Below are 12,471 nucleotides of genomic sequence, written 5' to 3'. Positions count from 1 at the left end.
GACGGTGAAGACGACCTGCACGGGCGTGGAAATGTTCCGCAAGCTGCTGGACCAAGGTCAAGCGGGCGACAACGTCGGTATCTTGCTGCGCGGCACGAAGCGCGAAGACGTGGAGCGCGGTCAAGTGTTGGCCAAGCCCGGTTCGATCACGCCGCACACGCACTTCACGGCTGAAGTGTACGTGCTGAGCAAGGACGAAGGCGGCCGTCACACGCCGTTCTTCAACAACTACCGTCCGCAGTTCTACTTCCGTACGACGGACGTGACGGGCTCGATCGAGCTGCCGAAGGACAAGGAAATGGTGATGCCGGGCGACAACGTGGCGATCACGGTCAAGCTGATTGCACCGATCGCCATGGAAGAAGGCCTGCGTTTCGCCATCCGCGAAGGCGGTCGTACCGTCGGCGCAGGTGTCGTGGCCAAGATCATCGAGTAAAATCGGCGGCTTTGGCAATATCGCAGTAGAATGCGCCCGGGCTTGGGCGCGCCCTCCCCGGGAGGCGCCCAAGTCCTTGTTCTTTTTTAATCCGGCGGTGCAAAACCGCCTCGCTCTTTCGAAGGAATCGTCATGCAAAACCAGAAAATCCGCATTCGCCTGAAGGCTTTCGACTACCGTCTGATCGATCAATCGGCAGCCGAGATCGTCGATACCGCGAAGCGGACTGGTGCGATCGTTCGCGGCCCCGTGCCGCTGCCTACCCGCATTCAACGCTTCGACATTCTGCGTTCGCCGCACGTCAACAAGACGTCGCGCGATCAGCTCGAAATTCGCACGCACCAACGCCTGATGGACATCGTCGACCCGACGGACAAGACGGTGGACGCGCTGATGAAGCTCGATCTGCCGGCTGGCGTCGACGTCGAAATCAAGCTGCAATAAGGTCCGCGTCGCCGCAGTCGCAGCGGTGCGGCGATAAGTCTTTGATTGCTTGCGGAAAACGGAAAGCCTGGCTATAATGCAAGGCTTTTCGCGTATTTGCGTAAAAAGTTGGTGTCAGTTCGTGCGCGGCGATGCGGCACAAAGCGGTGCGGCTCGCGGCAAGCGGGCCTCCTGATGTCGACATTTTGTAAATTAGCCCCGGCCAATCGCAGTCGGGAATGGAGAAAACGATGAGCCTTGGACTCGTAGGTCGCAAGGTTGGCATGACCCGTATCTTCACGGTGGAAGGGGACTCGATTCCCGTTACCGTGTTGGACGTGTCCGACAACCGCGTGGCGCAGATCAAGACCGTTGAAACGGATGGCTACACCGCCGTTCAAGTGGCATTCGGTACGCGCCGTGCATCGCGTGTGACGAAGCCGCTGGCAGGTCACCTCGCCAAAGCCGGCGTGCAAGCCGGTGAAATTCTGAAGGAATTCAAGATCGATGCCGCAAAGGCTGCCGAGCTGTCCGCCGGCGCCGTGATCGGTGTCGATATCTTCGAAGTCGGCCAAAAGATCGATGTGCAAGGCGTATCGATCGGTAAGGGCTACGCCGGCACGATCAAGCGTTACAACTTCGCCTCGGGCCGCGCTTCGCACGGTAACTCGCGTTCGCACAACGTCCCTGGCTCGATCGGTATGGCGCAAGATCCGGGTCGCGTGTTCCCCGGCAAGCGCATGACGGGTCACATGGGTGACGACACCGTCACCGTGCAAAACCTCGAAATCGCTCGTATCGACGCCGATCGCAAGCTGTTGCTCGTCAAGGGCGCGATTCCCGGTGCGAAGGGCGGCAAAGTCTTCGTGACGCCGGCAGTGAAAGCGCGAGCCGCGAAAGGAGCGAAATAATGGAACTGAAGCTCCTGAACGCTAATGGTCAAGAAGGCGCGGGCGTGAACGCGTCGGACGTCGTGTTCGGCCGTGACTACAACGAAGCGCTGATTCACCAGGTCGTGGTGGCGTATCAAGCCAATGCGCGCAGCGGTAACCGCGCGCAGAAGGATCGCGAACAAGTCAAGCACACGACGAAGAAGCCGTGGCGCCAGAAAGGCACGGGCCGCGCCCGCGCCGGTATGTCGTCGAGCCCGTTGTGGCGTGGCGGTGGTCGGATTTTCCCGAACTCGCCCGAAGAAAACTTCTCGCACAAGGTCAACAAGAAGATGCATCGCGCAGGTCTCTGCTCGATCTTCTCGCAGCTCGCGCGCGAAGGCCGTTTGTCGGTCGTCGAGGATATCGTCCTCGAAGCGCCGAAGACGAAGCTGCTGGCCGAAAAGTTCAAGGCCATGGGCCTCGAATCCGTGCTGATCATCACCGATACGGTTGACGAGAACCTGTACCTCGCGTCGCGCAATCTGGCCCACGTGGCCGTTGTCGAGCCGCGTTACGCCGATCCGCTGTCGCTGATCTACTTCAAGAAAGTATTGATCACGAAGGCAGCGGTCGCCCAGATCGAGGAGTTGCTGTCATGAGCGAGATTCGCAAGAACGATCATCGTTTGATGCAGGTCCTGCTCGCGCCGGTGATCTCCGAAAAGGCGACGCTGGTGGCCGATAAGAACGAGCAAGTCGTGTTCGAAATCGCCCCCGATGCGACGAAGCAGGAAGTTAAGGCCGCTGTTGAGCTGCTGTTCAAGGTGGAAGTCAATTCCGTCAACGTGCTGAACGTGAAGGGCAAGGCTAAGCGCTTTGGCCGTTTCATGGGTAAGCGCAAGGACGTGAGGAAGGCGTACGTCTGCCTGAAGCCCGGCCAGGAAATCAACTTTGAAGCGGAGGCCAAGTAATCATGGCAATCGTAAAAGTTAAGCCGACCTCGCCGGGTCGCCGCGCGATGGTCAAGGTGGTCAACAAAGATCTGCACAAGGGCAAGCCGCATGCTGCGCTGCTCGAACCGCAGAGCAAGGCTGCCGGCCGTAACAACAACGGCCACGTCACGACGCGCCACCAAGGCGGTGGTCACAAGCAACACTATCGTGTCATCGATTTTCGTCGCACGAAGGACGGCGTTCCGGCCAAGGTCGAGCGTCTCGAGTACGACCCGAACCGTAGCGCGAACATCGCGCTCGTGCTTTACGCGGACGGCGAACGTCGCTACATCATCGCGTCGAAAGGCATGACGGTCGGTCAGCAACTGATGTCGGGCGCCGAAGCGCCGATTCGTGCGGGCAACACGCTGCCGATCCGCAATATCCCGGTCGGTACGACGATCCACTGCATCGAGATGCTGCCGGGCAAGGGCGCGCAAATCGCGCGTTCGGCGGGCACTTCGGCCATGCTGCTGGCACGTGAAGGCACGTACGCGCAGGTTCGTCTGCGTTCGGGCGAAATCCGCCGCGTGCATATCGAGTGCCGCGCAACCATCGGCGAAGTGGGCAACGAAGAGCACAGCCTGCGTCAAATCGGTAAGGCGGGCGCGAACCGTTGGCGCGGTATTCGCCCGACGGTGCGTGGCGTGGCGATGAACCCGGTCGATCACCCGCATGGTGGTGGTGAGGGTCGCACTGCTGCCGGTCGTCATCCGGTGAGCCCGTGGGGCCAGCAGACGAAGGGCTATCGTACCCGTCGCAACAAGCGCACGACGACGATGATCGTCCAGCGCCGTCACAAGCGTTAAGGAGTAGGCAATGGCACGTTCTGTAAAAAAAGGTCCGTTCTGCGACGCCCATTTGCTGAAGAAAGTTGAGGCGGCCGCAGCTTCGCGCGACAAAAAGCCGATCAAGACCTGGTCGCGTCGCTCGACGATTCTCCCGGATTTCATCGGTCTGACGATCGCCGTGCATAACGGCCGTCAACACGTTCCGGTGTACGTCTCGGAAAACATGGTCGGCCACAAGCTTGGCGAGTTCGCACTGACCCGTACGTTCAAGGGTCACGCGGCCGACAAGAAGGCCAAGAAATAAGGGGCAATCAAGATGGAAGTGAAAGCAATTCATCGCGGTGCCCGCATCTCGGCGCAGAAAACGCGCCTTGTGGCTGACCAGATCCGCGGTTTGCCGGTCGACAAGGCGCTGAACGTCCTGACGTTCTCGCCGAAGAAGGCGGCTGGCATCGTGAAGAAGGTTGTGCTGTCGGCAATCGCGAATGCGGAGCACAACGAGGGCGCCGACATCGACGAGCTCAAGATCAAGAGCATCTATGTCGACAAGGCCGCCTCGCTGAAGCGGTTCACCGCACGCGCCAAGGGGCGCGGCAACCGCATCGAGAAGCAATCCTGTCACATCACTGTGACGGTCGGGAATTAAGGGGTCATACGATGGGACAGAAAATTCATCCGACTGGCTTCCGTCTGGCCGTCAAGCGGAATTGGGCGTCGCGTTGGTACGCGAGCAACAACAATTTCGCCGCGATGCTCCAGGAAGACATCGGTGTTCGTGAGTATCTGAAGAAGAAGCTGAAGAACGCTTCGGTCGGCCGCATCGTGATCGAGCGTCCGGCGAAGAACGCGCGCATCACGATTTACAGCTCGCGTCCGGGCGTCGTTATCGGCAAGAAGGGCGAAGACATCGAGCTGCTCAAGTCGGAGTTGCAAAAGCGCATGGGCGTGCCCGTGCACGTGAACATCGAGGAAATCCGCAAGCCGGAAACCGATGCGCAACTGATCGCCGATTCGATCACGCAACAGCTCGAGCGCCGGATCATGTTCCGACGCGCGATGAAGCGTGCGATGCAAAACGCGATGCGTCTTGGCGCTCAAGGCATCAAGATCATGAGCGCCGGGCGTCTGAACGGCATCGAAATCGCGCGTACGGAGTGGTACCGCGAAGGTCGCGTGCCGCTGCATACGCTGCGTGCCGATATCGACTACGCAACGTCCGAAGCCAAGACGACGTACGGCATCATCGGCGTGAAGGTGTGGGTCTACAAGGGCGACACGCTGGGTCGTAACGAAGCGCCGGTCGTCGAAGAAGCGCCGGAAGACAAGCGTCCGCGCCGCAACGCACGCCCGGGCGATCGCCGTCCGCGCCGTGACGGTGAAGGTGGCGCGCCCGCGGGTGCTCGCCGTGGTGCGCCGCGTCGCGGCGCTGCCGCCGGCGGCAAGCCCGAAGGCGACGGCAAGACTGGAGAATAACGATGCTGCAACCGAAACGCAGGAAGTATCGCAAAGAGCAGAAGGGTCGTAACACCGGTATCGCGACGCGCGGCAACGCCGTGTCGTTCGGTGAATTCGGCCTCAAGGCTATCGGTCGCGGCCGCCTGACCGCGCGTCAAATCGAAGCGGCGCGTCGTGCCATGACGCGTCACATCAAGCGCGGCGGCCGTATCTGGATTCGCATTTTCCCGGACAAGCCGATTTCGCAAAAGCCGGCTGAAGTACGGATGGGTAACGGTAAAGGTAACCCGGAGTACTACGTCGCAGAGATCCAGCCGGGCAAGATGCTGTACGAAATGGATGGCGTATCCGAAGAGTTGGCGCGTGAGGCGTTCCGTCTGGCTGCAGCGAAGCTGCCGCTGAAGACGACGTTCATCGTTCGTCAGCTTGGCGCCTAAGGAGTAATCGATGAAGGCTTCCGAACTTCACCAGAAAGACAAGGCCGCGCTCAACAAGGAGCTGTCGGACCTGTTGAAAGCGCAATTCGGCCTGCGCATGCAACTCGCGACGCAGCAGCTCACCAACACGAGCCAGCTGAAGAAGGTTCGTCGTGACATCGCGCGTGTGCGGACCGTCCTGACCGAGAAGGCGAACCAGAAATGAACGATAGCGTAAAAACCTCGCTCAAGCGGACGCTGGTCGGCAAGGTCGTCAGCAACAAGATGGACAAGACGGTTACCGTGCTCGTCGAGCATCGCGTGAAGCACCCGATCTACGGCAAGTACGTCGTGCGTTCGAAGAAGTATCACGCTCACGATGACGCAAACACGTACAACGAGGGCGACCTCGTCGAAATCCAGGAAACGCGTCCGATCTCCAAGACGAAAGCCTGGACCGTGTCGCGCCTCGTCGAAGCTGCACGTGTGATTTGAGACTAGCGCGGCTGAGCACTAGAAGTCGTTGAAATCGCTGTAGATTTAGCTTGCAAGACCGAGATTGTTTGATATAATCTCGGTCTTCCCTCTTTATGGGATCCGTTGCGGGCGAAGTGGAAGGGAAGCGGAAGAGCGTCAGCTCGCTCCGAATGAATCACTCGATTGCGATGGCGGTTTCGTTGCCGTCGCTGCTGTTCTAACCCAAGCAGCCGATTGGCTGACGGGACCAAGACTGACCGGCTGAACCATGGTGGTGCAGGCGGATTAAGTTGGGAAAGATAAACCATGATCCAGACCGAATCTCGGCTTGAAGTGGCCGACAACACGGGTGCGCGTGAAGTCATGTGCATCAAGGTGCTCGGCGGCTCGAAGCGTCGTTACGCCAACATCGGCGACATCATCAAGGTGAGCGTCAAAGAGGCAACGCCGCGCGGGCGCGTGAAGAAAGGCGAAATCTACAACGCTGTGGTGGTTCGCACCGCCAAGGGCGTGCGTCGCCAAGACGGCTCGCTGATCAAGTTCGACGGTAATGCCGCCGTCCTGTTGAATACCAAGCTCGAGCCTATCGGTACCCGCATTTTCGGGCCGGTCACGCGTGAGTTGCGTAGCGAACGGTTCATGAAGATCGTTTCGCTGGCGCCCGAAGTGCTGTAAGGAGTCGCGATGAACAAGATTCGCAAAGGTGACGAAGTTATCGTCATCACCGGCAAGGACAAGGGCAAGCGCGGCGTAGTGCTGGCCGTCGCCGATGATCGCGTGACGGTGGAAGGCATCAATCTCGTCAAGAAACATGTCAAGCCGAACCCGATGAAGGGTACGACCGGTGGCGTGGAAGCGAAGACGATGCCGCTGCACATTTCGAACGTTGCGCTCGTTGACGCGAACGGCAAAGGCTCGCGTGTTGGCATCAAGGTCGAGGACGGCAAGAAAGTGCGCTTCCTGAAGTCGACCGGTGCCGTGCTGAGCGCCTGACGCTGCGGAGTATAAAAATGGCTCGTTTGCAAGAGTTTTACAAAGAGAAGGTCGTTCCCGGCCTTACCGAGAAGTTCGGCTACAAGTCGGTCATGGAAGTGCCGCGCATCACCAAGATCACCCTGAACATGGGTCTTGGCGAGGCCGTCGCCGACAAGAAGATCATCGAAAACGCCGTGGGCGATCTGACGAAGATCGCAGGTCAAAAGCCGGTGGTGACGAAGGCTCGCAAGGCAATCGCGGGCTTCAAGATCCGTCAGGGCTACCCGATCGGCGCGATGGTCACGCTGCGCGGCCAAGCGATGTACGAATTCCTCGATCGTTTCGTCACGGTGGCGCTGCCGCGCGTGCGTGACTTCCGTGGTGTGTCGGGGCGTGCGTTCGACGGTCGCGGCAACTACAACATCGGTGTGAAAGAGCAGATCATTTTCCCCGAGATCGACTACGACAAAATCGACGCGCTGCGTGGGCTGAACATCAGCATCACGACCACTGCGAAGACCGACGAAGAAGCCAAGGCACTGCTCGCCAGCTTCAAGTTCCCGTTCAGAAACTGAGGTTACCGTGGCTAAACTGGCACTGATCGAACGTGAAAAGAAGCGCGCCCGCCTGGCGGCGAAGTTCGCACCGAAGCGCGAAGCGCTGAAGGCGATCATCGACGACCAATCGAAGTCGGAAGAAGAGCGCTATGCAGCCCGTCTCGAGCTGCAACAACTGCCCCGTAACGCGAACCCGACGCGCAAGCGCAATCGCTGCGCGATCACGGGTCGTCCGCGCGGCACGTTCCGCAAGTTCGGACTTGCGCGTAACAAGATTCGCGAAATCGCATTCCGCGGCGAGATCCCCGGCCTGACCAAGGCGAGCTGGTAATAGGAGAAACATAAATGAGCATGAGTGATCCTATCGCCGATATGCTGACTCGCATCCGCAACGCGCAGATGGTCGAGAAGGTCTCGGTGACGATGCCCTCGTCGAAGGTCAAAGTGGCGATTGCCCAGGTCCTGAAGGACGAAGGCTATATCGATGATTTCGCCGTGAAGTCCGAAGGCGCGAAGTCGGAGTTGAACATTGCGTTGAAGTACTACGCTGGCCGCCCGGTCATCGAGCGCCTCGAGCGCGTCTCGAAGCCCGGCCTGCGCGTGTACCGCGGTCGTAACGACATTCCGCAGGTCATGAACGGCCTCGGCGTGGCGATCGTCTCGACGCCCCAGGGTGTGATGACCGACCGCAAAGCCCGCGCCACCGGCGTCGGCGGCGAAGTCATCTGCTACGTCGCTTAACGCCGAAAGAGGAGAAGAAACATGTCTCGAGTAGGTAAGAGCCCGGTCGCGCTCGCTGGCGCCGAAGTGAAGGTCGCAGACGGCCTGATCACGGTGAAAGGCGCACTCGGCACGATTTCGCAGCCGCTGAACAAACTCGTGAACATCGTCGTCGACGGTGCGTTCCTGAAGTTTGAACCGGTGGACGAGAGCCGCGAAGCGAATGCAATGTCGGGCACGATGCGCGCGATCGTCGCGAACATGGTGCACGGCGCGACGAAGGGTTTCGAGCGCAAGCTTACGCTCGTCGGCGTTGGTTATCGTGCGCAAGCGCAAGGCGACAAGCTGAATCTGTCGCTGGGTTTCTCGCACCCTGTGGTGCACCAAATGCCGGAAGGCGTGAAGGCAGAAACCCCGTCGCAAACGGAAATCGTGATCAAGGGGATCGACAAGCAGAAAGTCGGCCAAGTCGCTGCCGAAGTGCGCGGCTACCGCCCGCCTGAGCCCTATAAGGGCAAGGGTGTGCGCTATGCCGACGAGGTGGTGATCCTCAAAGAAACGAAGAAGAAGTAAGGGTGCGCAATCATGGATAAGACTCAATCTCGCCTGCGCCGCGCTCGTCAGACGCGTATCAAGATCGCCGAACTGCAGGTCGCGCGCCTTGCCGTGCATCGCACGAACACGCACATCTACGCGCAAGTGTTCTCGCCTTGCGGCACGAAGGTGCTCGCCAGCGCGTCGACGCTCGAAGCTGAAGTGCGTGCGCAACTGGCCGACCAGTCGGGCAAAGGCGGTAACATCGCTGCCGCCACGTTGATCGGCAAGCGTATCGCTGAAAAAGCCAAGGCTGCCGGCGTCGAATCCGTCGCCTTCGATCGCTCGGGCTTTCGCTACCACGGCCGCGTGAAAGCGCTGGCCGACGCGGCGCGCGAAGCCGGGCTCAAGTTCTAAGGGAAGGAATTCGTCATGGCAAAGATGCAAGCGAAAGTTCAGGCTGACGAACGCGACGACGGCCTTCGCGAAAAGATGATTTCGGTCAATCGCGTGACCAAGGTCGTGAAGGGTGGCCGTATTCTCGGTTTCGCCGCACTGACCGTGGTCGGCGATGGCGATGGCCGCGTTGGCATGGGTAAGGGTAAAGCGAAGGAAGTGCCGGTTGCCGTGCAAAAGGCAATGGAGCAAGCCCGCCGCAACATGTTCAAGGTGCCCCTGAAGAACGGCACGCTGCAACATGAGGTGCATGGCAAGCATGGCGCGTCCACCGTTCTGCTCGCTCCGGCGAAGGACGGTACCGGCGTGATCGCCGGCGGCCCGATGCGTGCGGTGTTCGACGTGATGGGCGTGCAAAACGTCGTCGCGAAGAGCCACGGTTCGACGAACCCGTACAACCTCGTGCGTGCGACGCTCGACGGGCTGCGCAAGCAGTCGACGCCGGCTGACATCGCCGCGAAGCGCGGCAAGTCGGTCGAAGAAATTTTGGGCTAACGCCTAGGTGGTCACCATGTCTGAAAAAACTGTCAAGGTTCAGCTCGTCAAGAGCCTGATTGGGACCCGCGAATCGCACCGTGCCACGGTGCGTGGCCTGGGCCTGCGCCGACTCAACTCGGTCAGCGAACTGCAAGACACGCCCGCCGTGCGCGGCATGATCAACAAGGTCTCGTACCTTGTTAAGGTCATCGCTTAACACGGTTCAGGGACTCGAGGAGTTGAATATGGAATTGAACAACCTGAAGCCGGCTGATGGCGCCAAGCACGCGAAGCGTCGCGTCGGCCGTGGCATCGGCTCCGGTCTCGGCAAGACGGCCGGCCGCGGTCACAAAGGTCAGAAATCGCGTTCGGGCGGCTTTCACAAGGTCGGCTTCGAGGGCGGTCAGATGCCGCTGCAACGTCGTTTGCCCAAGCGCGGCTTCACGTCGTTGACGAAGGAATTCGTCGGCGAAGTGCGTCTGCGCGATTTGCAAGCGTTGCCGGTCGACGAAATCGATCTGCTCGCGCTGAAGCAAGCGGGCCTCGTCAGCGAATTGACGAAGAGCGCAAAGATCATCGCCACGGGCGAGATCTCGCGCAAGATCGTCGTGAAGGGCCTCGGCGCGACGAAGGGCGCACGCGCCGCGATCGAAGCGGCCGGCGGCTCGTTCGCCGAGTAAGCGGCTTTCGATCGCGTGAAAGGCCGATTGCCGTCAATGGCATTTGCATCGGAGAAGGTACTTGGCTAACAGCCCGAGTCTCGCAAAAACCGGTCGAAGCACGGCGAAGTTCGGCGATCTGCGTCGGCGGGCAGTGTTCCTGCTGCTGGCGCTGATCGTCTATCGTCTCGGCGCGCATATTCCGGTGCCGGGCATCGACCCGGATCAGTTGGCGAAGCTGTTCCAGAGCCAATCGGGCGGCATCCTGGGCATGTTCAACATGTTCTCGGGTGGCGCGCTGTCGCGATTCACGATTTTCGCGTTGGGGATCATGCCGTATATCTCCTCCTCGATCATCATGCAGTTGCTCGCGATCGTGTCGCCGCAGCTCGAAGCGTTGAAGAAGGAAGGGCAGGCCGGGCAGCGCAAGATCACGCAGTACACGCGGGTCTTCACCGTCGTGCTCGCTACGTTCCAGGCGTTCGGCATTGCCGTGGCGCTCGAGAATCAGCCTGGCTTGGTGATCGATCCGGGTATGGTGTTTCGCCTGACGACGGTGGTGACGCTGGTGACGGGCACGATGTTCCTGATGTGGCTCGGCGAGCAGATCACGGAGCGCGGGCTTGGCAACGGCATCTCGATCATCATCTTCGGTGGGATCGCGGCGGGGTTCCCGAATGCCGTCGGCGGGCTCGTCTCGCTCGTGCAATCGGGCTCGATGCATCCCTTCACGGCAATCATCGTGGTGGCGCTGATCGGGGCGGTGACGTATCTCGTCGTCTTCATCGAGCGCGGCCAACGCAAGATTCTCGTGAACTACGCGAAGCGCCAAGTCGGCAACAAGATTTATGGCGGGCAGTCGTCGCACCTGCCGCTCAAGCTGAACATGTCGGGCGTGATTCCGCCGATCTTCGCATCGTCGATCATCCTGTTCCCGGCAACGATCTTGAATTGGTTCAGCTCGGGTGGTACGCGCGGCAGCTGGCTCACCGATACGCTGCACAACGTGGCCGAAGCGTTGAAGCCCGGCCAGCCCGTGTACGTATTGTTGTACGCGTTGGCGATCGTCTTTTTCTGCTTCTTCTACACCGCTTTGGTGTTCAACAGCAGGGAGACGGCCGACAACCTGAAAAAGAGCGGTGCGTTCGTTCCGGGTATCCGTCCCGGCGATCAGACCGCGCGATATATCGACCGTATCCTGACGCGTCTGACGCTGGCCGGTGCGATCTATATCGTGTTCGTTTGTCTGTTGCCTGAGTTTTTGGTACTGCGCTGGAACGTGCCGTTTTATTTTGGCGGAACGTCGCTGCTGATCATTGTCGTCGTCACAATGGACTTCATGGCGCAGGTGCAGTCGTACGTTATGTCGCAACAGTATGAGTCGTTGCTCAAGAAGGCGAACTTCAAGGGCGGCAGCAACATCCCGATGCGTTGAAAGGACTTATGGCCAAAGACGATGTAATCCAGATGCAGGGCGAGGTCATCGAGAACCTACCCAATGCTACCTTCCGCGTGAAGCTGGAAAACGGCCATGTCGTGTTGGGGCATATTTCGGGAAAGATGCGTATGCACTACATCCGTATCCTTCCTGGCGACAAGGTGACGGTTGAATTGACGCCTTACGATCTGTCGCGTGCGCGGATCGTGTTCCGGGCGAAGTGATTTGGAAAAAAGGGTAATATCATGAAAGTGATGGCATCGGTTAAGCGCATTTGCCGCAATTGCAAGATCATCAAGCGCAAAGGCGTCGTGCGCGTGATTTGCAGCTCTGATCCGCGCCACAAACAGCGCCAAGGCTGAACGCCGCGCTTTTGCTTGCGCTTTTTGTTTGAGGAAAAACAATGGCTCGTATTGCAGGGGTGAACATCCCGAACCATAAGCACACGAAGATCGGCCTGACGGCGATCTACGGGATCGGCATCACGCGTTCGCAAAAGATTTGCGAAGCGGCGGGCGTCGACACGACCAAGAAGGTCAAAGACCTGACGGACGCGGATCTCGAGAAGCTGCGTGACGAAGTCGGCAAGTTTGTCGTCGAGGGCGATTTGCGCCGTGAAGTGACGATGAACATCAAGCGCCTGATGGACCTCGGCTGCTATCGCGGTGTGCGTCATCGCAAGGGTCTGCCCCTGCGTGGCCAACGTACGCGCACGAATGCACGTACGCGCAAGGGTCCGCGCCGCGCTGCCCAATCGCTGAAGAAATAAGCGCGACTGACAGTTACAGGAAAAC

The 12,471-nt window shown here is 59.6% G+C and carries 26 protein-coding genes; all 26 read left to right on the top strand.

What is annotated here, in order from left to right:
* On the top strand, positions 1 to 436 hold a 436-nt coding region (locus tag QQS38_RS17360), incomplete at its 5' end, for an EF-Tu C-terminal domain-related protein (protein WP_479646592.1).
* Positions 437 to 568: 132 nt separating this feature from the next.
* Entirely contained in the window at positions 569 to 880 is a 312-nt protein-coding gene (rpsJ, locus tag QQS38_RS17355) for a 30S ribosomal protein S10 (RefSeq protein ID WP_006998489.1), read from the top strand.
* 230 nt (positions 881 to 1,110) lie between these two features.
* Positions 1,111 to 1,770, top strand: a complete 660-nt coding sequence (gene rplC, locus QQS38_RS17350; RefSeq protein ID WP_479646591.1) for a 50S ribosomal protein L3 — start codon at positions 1,111 to 1,113, stop codon at positions 1,768 to 1,770.
* Complete coding sequence (rplD, locus tag QQS38_RS17345) at positions 1,770 to 2,390, top strand: 50S ribosomal protein L4 (RefSeq protein WP_479646590.1); 621 nt, start codon at positions 1,770 to 1,772, stop codon at positions 2,388 to 2,390. Before rplC ends, rplD begins: the two co-directional genes overlap by 1 nt.
* On the top strand, positions 2,387 to 2,701 hold the full coding sequence (gene rplW, locus QQS38_RS17340) for a 50S ribosomal protein L23 (protein ID WP_277430374.1): 315 nt from the start codon (positions 2,387 to 2,389) through the stop codon (positions 2,699 to 2,701). Before rplD ends, rplW begins: the two co-directional genes overlap by 4 nt.
* Before the next feature lie 2 nt (positions 2,702 to 2,703).
* Entirely contained in the window at positions 2,704 to 3,531 is an 828-nt protein-coding gene (gene rplB, locus QQS38_RS17335) for a 50S ribosomal protein L2 (RefSeq protein WP_479646589.1), read from the top strand.
* Between the two features lie 10 nt (positions 3,532 to 3,541).
* Positions 3,542 to 3,817 carry a 30S ribosomal protein S19 gene (rpsS, locus tag QQS38_RS17330; RefSeq protein WP_035554748.1) on the top strand — a complete coding sequence of 92 codons (276 nt, stop codon included), beginning with the start codon at positions 3,542 to 3,544 and terminating at the stop codon, positions 3,815 to 3,817.
* A 12-nt stretch (positions 3,818 to 3,829) separates the two neighbouring features.
* A complete protein-coding gene (gene rplV, locus QQS38_RS17325; protein ID WP_004199272.1) occupies positions 3,830 to 4,159 on the top strand; it encodes a 50S ribosomal protein L22 in 330 nt (109 codons plus the stop codon).
* Between the two features lie 11 nt (positions 4,160 to 4,170).
* Positions 4,171 to 4,986: a 30S ribosomal protein S3 gene (gene rpsC, locus QQS38_RS17320; RefSeq protein WP_479646588.1), complete on the top strand. Its 816-nt coding sequence runs from the start codon at positions 4,171 to 4,173 to the stop codon at positions 4,984 to 4,986.
* Between the two features lie 2 nt (positions 4,987 to 4,988).
* Complete coding sequence (gene rplP, locus QQS38_RS17315) at positions 4,989 to 5,405, top strand: 50S ribosomal protein L16 (RefSeq protein ID WP_102611091.1); 417 nt, start codon at positions 4,989 to 4,991, stop codon at positions 5,403 to 5,405.
* A gap of 10 nt (positions 5,406 to 5,415) precedes the next feature.
* Positions 5,416 to 5,610: a 50S ribosomal protein L29 gene (gene rpmC, locus QQS38_RS17310; protein WP_075159014.1), complete on the top strand. Its 195-nt coding sequence runs from the start codon at positions 5,416 to 5,418 to the stop codon at positions 5,608 to 5,610.
* A complete protein-coding gene (rpsQ, locus tag QQS38_RS17305; RefSeq protein WP_102611090.1) occupies positions 5,607 to 5,879 on the top strand; it encodes a 30S ribosomal protein S17 in 273 nt (90 codons plus the stop codon). Before rpmC ends, rpsQ begins: the two co-directional genes overlap by 4 nt.
* Positions 5,880 to 6,167: 288 nt before the next feature.
* The gene (gene rplN, locus QQS38_RS17300) at positions 6,168 to 6,536 is read left to right on the top strand and encodes a 50S ribosomal protein L14 (protein WP_102645112.1); all 369 of its coding nucleotides are present in this window, start codon (positions 6,168 to 6,170) and stop codon (positions 6,534 to 6,536) included.
* A gap of 9 nt (positions 6,537 to 6,545) precedes the next feature.
* Positions 6,546 to 6,854: a 50S ribosomal protein L24 gene (rplX, locus tag QQS38_RS17295; RefSeq protein WP_479646587.1), complete on the top strand. Its 309-nt coding sequence runs from the start codon at positions 6,546 to 6,548 to the stop codon at positions 6,852 to 6,854.
* A gap of 17 nt (positions 6,855 to 6,871) precedes the next feature.
* Entirely contained in the window at positions 6,872 to 7,411 is a 540-nt protein-coding gene (gene rplE, locus QQS38_RS17290) for a 50S ribosomal protein L5 (protein WP_277430370.1), read from the top strand.
* A 7-nt stretch (positions 7,412 to 7,418) separates the two neighbouring features.
* Positions 7,419 to 7,724: a 30S ribosomal protein S14 gene (rpsN, locus tag QQS38_RS17285; RefSeq protein ID WP_085228311.1), complete on the top strand. Its 306-nt coding sequence runs from the start codon at positions 7,419 to 7,421 to the stop codon at positions 7,722 to 7,724.
* A gap of 14 nt (positions 7,725 to 7,738) precedes the next feature.
* The gene (gene rpsH, locus QQS38_RS17280) at positions 7,739 to 8,134 is read left to right on the top strand and encodes a 30S ribosomal protein S8 (protein WP_479646586.1); all 396 of its coding nucleotides are present in this window, start codon (positions 7,739 to 7,741) and stop codon (positions 8,132 to 8,134) included.
* Positions 8,135 to 8,155: 21 nt separating this feature from the next.
* Positions 8,156 to 8,686, top strand: a complete 531-nt coding sequence (gene rplF, locus QQS38_RS17275; RefSeq protein WP_325343441.1) for a 50S ribosomal protein L6 — start codon at positions 8,156 to 8,158, stop codon at positions 8,684 to 8,686.
* 12 nt (positions 8,687 to 8,698) lie between these two features.
* Positions 8,699 to 9,064, top strand: a complete 366-nt coding sequence (gene rplR, locus QQS38_RS17270; protein WP_102645117.1) for a 50S ribosomal protein L18 — start codon at positions 8,699 to 8,701, stop codon at positions 9,062 to 9,064.
* Positions 9,065 to 9,079: 15 nt separating this feature from the next.
* Positions 9,080 to 9,598: a 30S ribosomal protein S5 gene (rpsE, locus tag QQS38_RS17265; protein ID WP_004197945.1), complete on the top strand. Its 519-nt coding sequence runs from the start codon at positions 9,080 to 9,082 to the stop codon at positions 9,596 to 9,598.
* A 16-nt stretch (positions 9,599 to 9,614) separates the two neighbouring features.
* Complete coding sequence (rpmD, locus tag QQS38_RS17260) at positions 9,615 to 9,797, top strand: 50S ribosomal protein L30 (protein WP_006400644.1); 183 nt, start codon at positions 9,615 to 9,617, stop codon at positions 9,795 to 9,797.
* A gap of 28 nt (positions 9,798 to 9,825) precedes the next feature.
* Entirely contained in the window at positions 9,826 to 10,260 is a 435-nt protein-coding gene (rplO, locus tag QQS38_RS17255) for a 50S ribosomal protein L15 (RefSeq protein ID WP_277430367.1), read from the top strand.
* Positions 10,261 to 10,321: 61 nt separating this feature from the next.
* A complete protein-coding gene (secY, locus tag QQS38_RS17250; RefSeq protein ID WP_479646585.1) occupies positions 10,322 to 11,674 on the top strand; it encodes a preprotein translocase subunit SecY in 1,353 nt (450 codons plus the stop codon).
* Positions 11,675 to 11,682: 8 nt separating this feature from the next.
* A complete protein-coding gene (infA, locus tag QQS38_RS17245) occupies positions 11,683 to 11,901 on the top strand; it encodes a translation initiation factor IF-1 (RefSeq protein WP_004521905.1) in 219 nt (72 codons plus the stop codon).
* A gap of 21 nt (positions 11,902 to 11,922) precedes the next feature.
* Complete coding sequence (gene rpmJ / locus QQS38_RS17240; RefSeq protein ID WP_004199844.1) at positions 11,923 to 12,039, top strand: 50S ribosomal protein L36; 117 nt, start codon at positions 11,923 to 11,925, stop codon at positions 12,037 to 12,039.
* 41 nt (positions 12,040 to 12,080) lie between these two features.
* Positions 12,081 to 12,446 carry a 30S ribosomal protein S13 gene (rpsM, locus tag QQS38_RS17235; RefSeq protein ID WP_479646584.1) on the top strand — a complete coding sequence of 122 codons (366 nt, stop codon included), beginning with the start codon at positions 12,081 to 12,083 and terminating at the stop codon, positions 12,444 to 12,446.
* The last annotated feature ends 25 nt before the right edge of the window (positions 12,447 to 12,471 follow it).

The organism is Trinickia sp. Z7, assembly GCF_056498045.1.
Note: the sequence above shows the minus strand (reverse complement) of the source record. Positions and strands in the feature narration are given on the sequence as shown.

Bases quoted from the DNA above. Each gene is read 5' to 3' on its own strand.
- rpsJ (WP_006998489.1), top strand. From the start codon at position 569: ATGCAAAACCAGAAAATCCGCATTCGCCTGAAGGCTTTCGACTACCGT.
- rplC (WP_479646591.1), top strand. From the start codon at position 1,111: ATGAGCCTTGGACTCGTAGGTCGCAAGGTTGGCATGACCCGTATCTTC.
- rplD (WP_479646590.1), top strand. From the start codon at position 1,770: ATGGAACTGAAGCTCCTGAACGCTAATGGTCAAGAAGGCGCGGGCGTG.
- rplW (WP_277430374.1), top strand. From the start codon at position 2,387: ATGAGCGAGATTCGCAAGAACGATCATCGTTTGATGCAGGTCCTGCTC.
- rplB (WP_479646589.1), top strand. From the start codon at position 2,704: ATGGCAATCGTAAAAGTTAAGCCGACCTCGCCGGGTCGCCGCGCGATG.
- rpsS (WP_035554748.1), top strand. From the start codon at position 3,542: ATGGCACGTTCTGTAAAAAAAGGTCCGTTCTGCGACGCCCATTTGCTG.
- rplV (WP_004199272.1), top strand. From the start codon at position 3,830: ATGGAAGTGAAAGCAATTCATCGCGGTGCCCGCATCTCGGCGCAGAAA.
- rpsC (WP_479646588.1), top strand. From the start codon at position 4,171: ATGGGACAGAAAATTCATCCGACTGGCTTCCGTCTGGCCGTCAAGCGG.
- rplP (WP_102611091.1), top strand. From the start codon at position 4,989: ATGCTGCAACCGAAACGCAGGAAGTATCGCAAAGAGCAGAAGGGTCGT.
- rpmC (WP_075159014.1), top strand. From the start codon at position 5,416: ATGAAGGCTTCCGAACTTCACCAGAAAGACAAGGCCGCGCTCAACAAG.
- rpsQ (WP_102611090.1), top strand. From the start codon at position 5,607: ATGAACGATAGCGTAAAAACCTCGCTCAAGCGGACGCTGGTCGGCAAG.
- rplN (WP_102645112.1), top strand. From the start codon at position 6,168: ATGATCCAGACCGAATCTCGGCTTGAAGTGGCCGACAACACGGGTGCG.
- rplX (WP_479646587.1), top strand. From the start codon at position 6,546: ATGAACAAGATTCGCAAAGGTGACGAAGTTATCGTCATCACCGGCAAG.
- rplE (WP_277430370.1), top strand. From the start codon at position 6,872: ATGGCTCGTTTGCAAGAGTTTTACAAAGAGAAGGTCGTTCCCGGCCTT.
- rpsH (WP_479646586.1), top strand. From the start codon at position 7,739: ATGAGCATGAGTGATCCTATCGCCGATATGCTGACTCGCATCCGCAAC.
- rplF (WP_325343441.1), top strand. From the start codon at position 8,156: ATGTCTCGAGTAGGTAAGAGCCCGGTCGCGCTCGCTGGCGCCGAAGTG.
- rplR (WP_102645117.1), top strand. From the start codon at position 8,699: ATGGATAAGACTCAATCTCGCCTGCGCCGCGCTCGTCAGACGCGTATC.
- rpsE (WP_004197945.1), top strand. From the start codon at position 9,080: ATGGCAAAGATGCAAGCGAAAGTTCAGGCTGACGAACGCGACGACGGC.
- rpmD (WP_006400644.1), top strand. From the start codon at position 9,615: ATGTCTGAAAAAACTGTCAAGGTTCAGCTCGTCAAGAGCCTGATTGGG.
- rplO (WP_277430367.1), top strand. From the start codon at position 9,826: ATGGAATTGAACAACCTGAAGCCGGCTGATGGCGCCAAGCACGCGAAG.
- infA (WP_004521905.1), top strand. From the start codon at position 11,683: ATGGCCAAAGACGATGTAATCCAGATGCAGGGCGAGGTCATCGAGAAC.
- rpmJ (WP_004199844.1), top strand. From the start codon at position 11,923: ATGAAAGTGATGGCATCGGTTAAGCGCATTTGCCGCAATTGCAAGATC.
- rpsM (WP_479646584.1), top strand. From the start codon at position 12,081: ATGGCTCGTATTGCAGGGGTGAACATCCCGAACCATAAGCACACGAAG.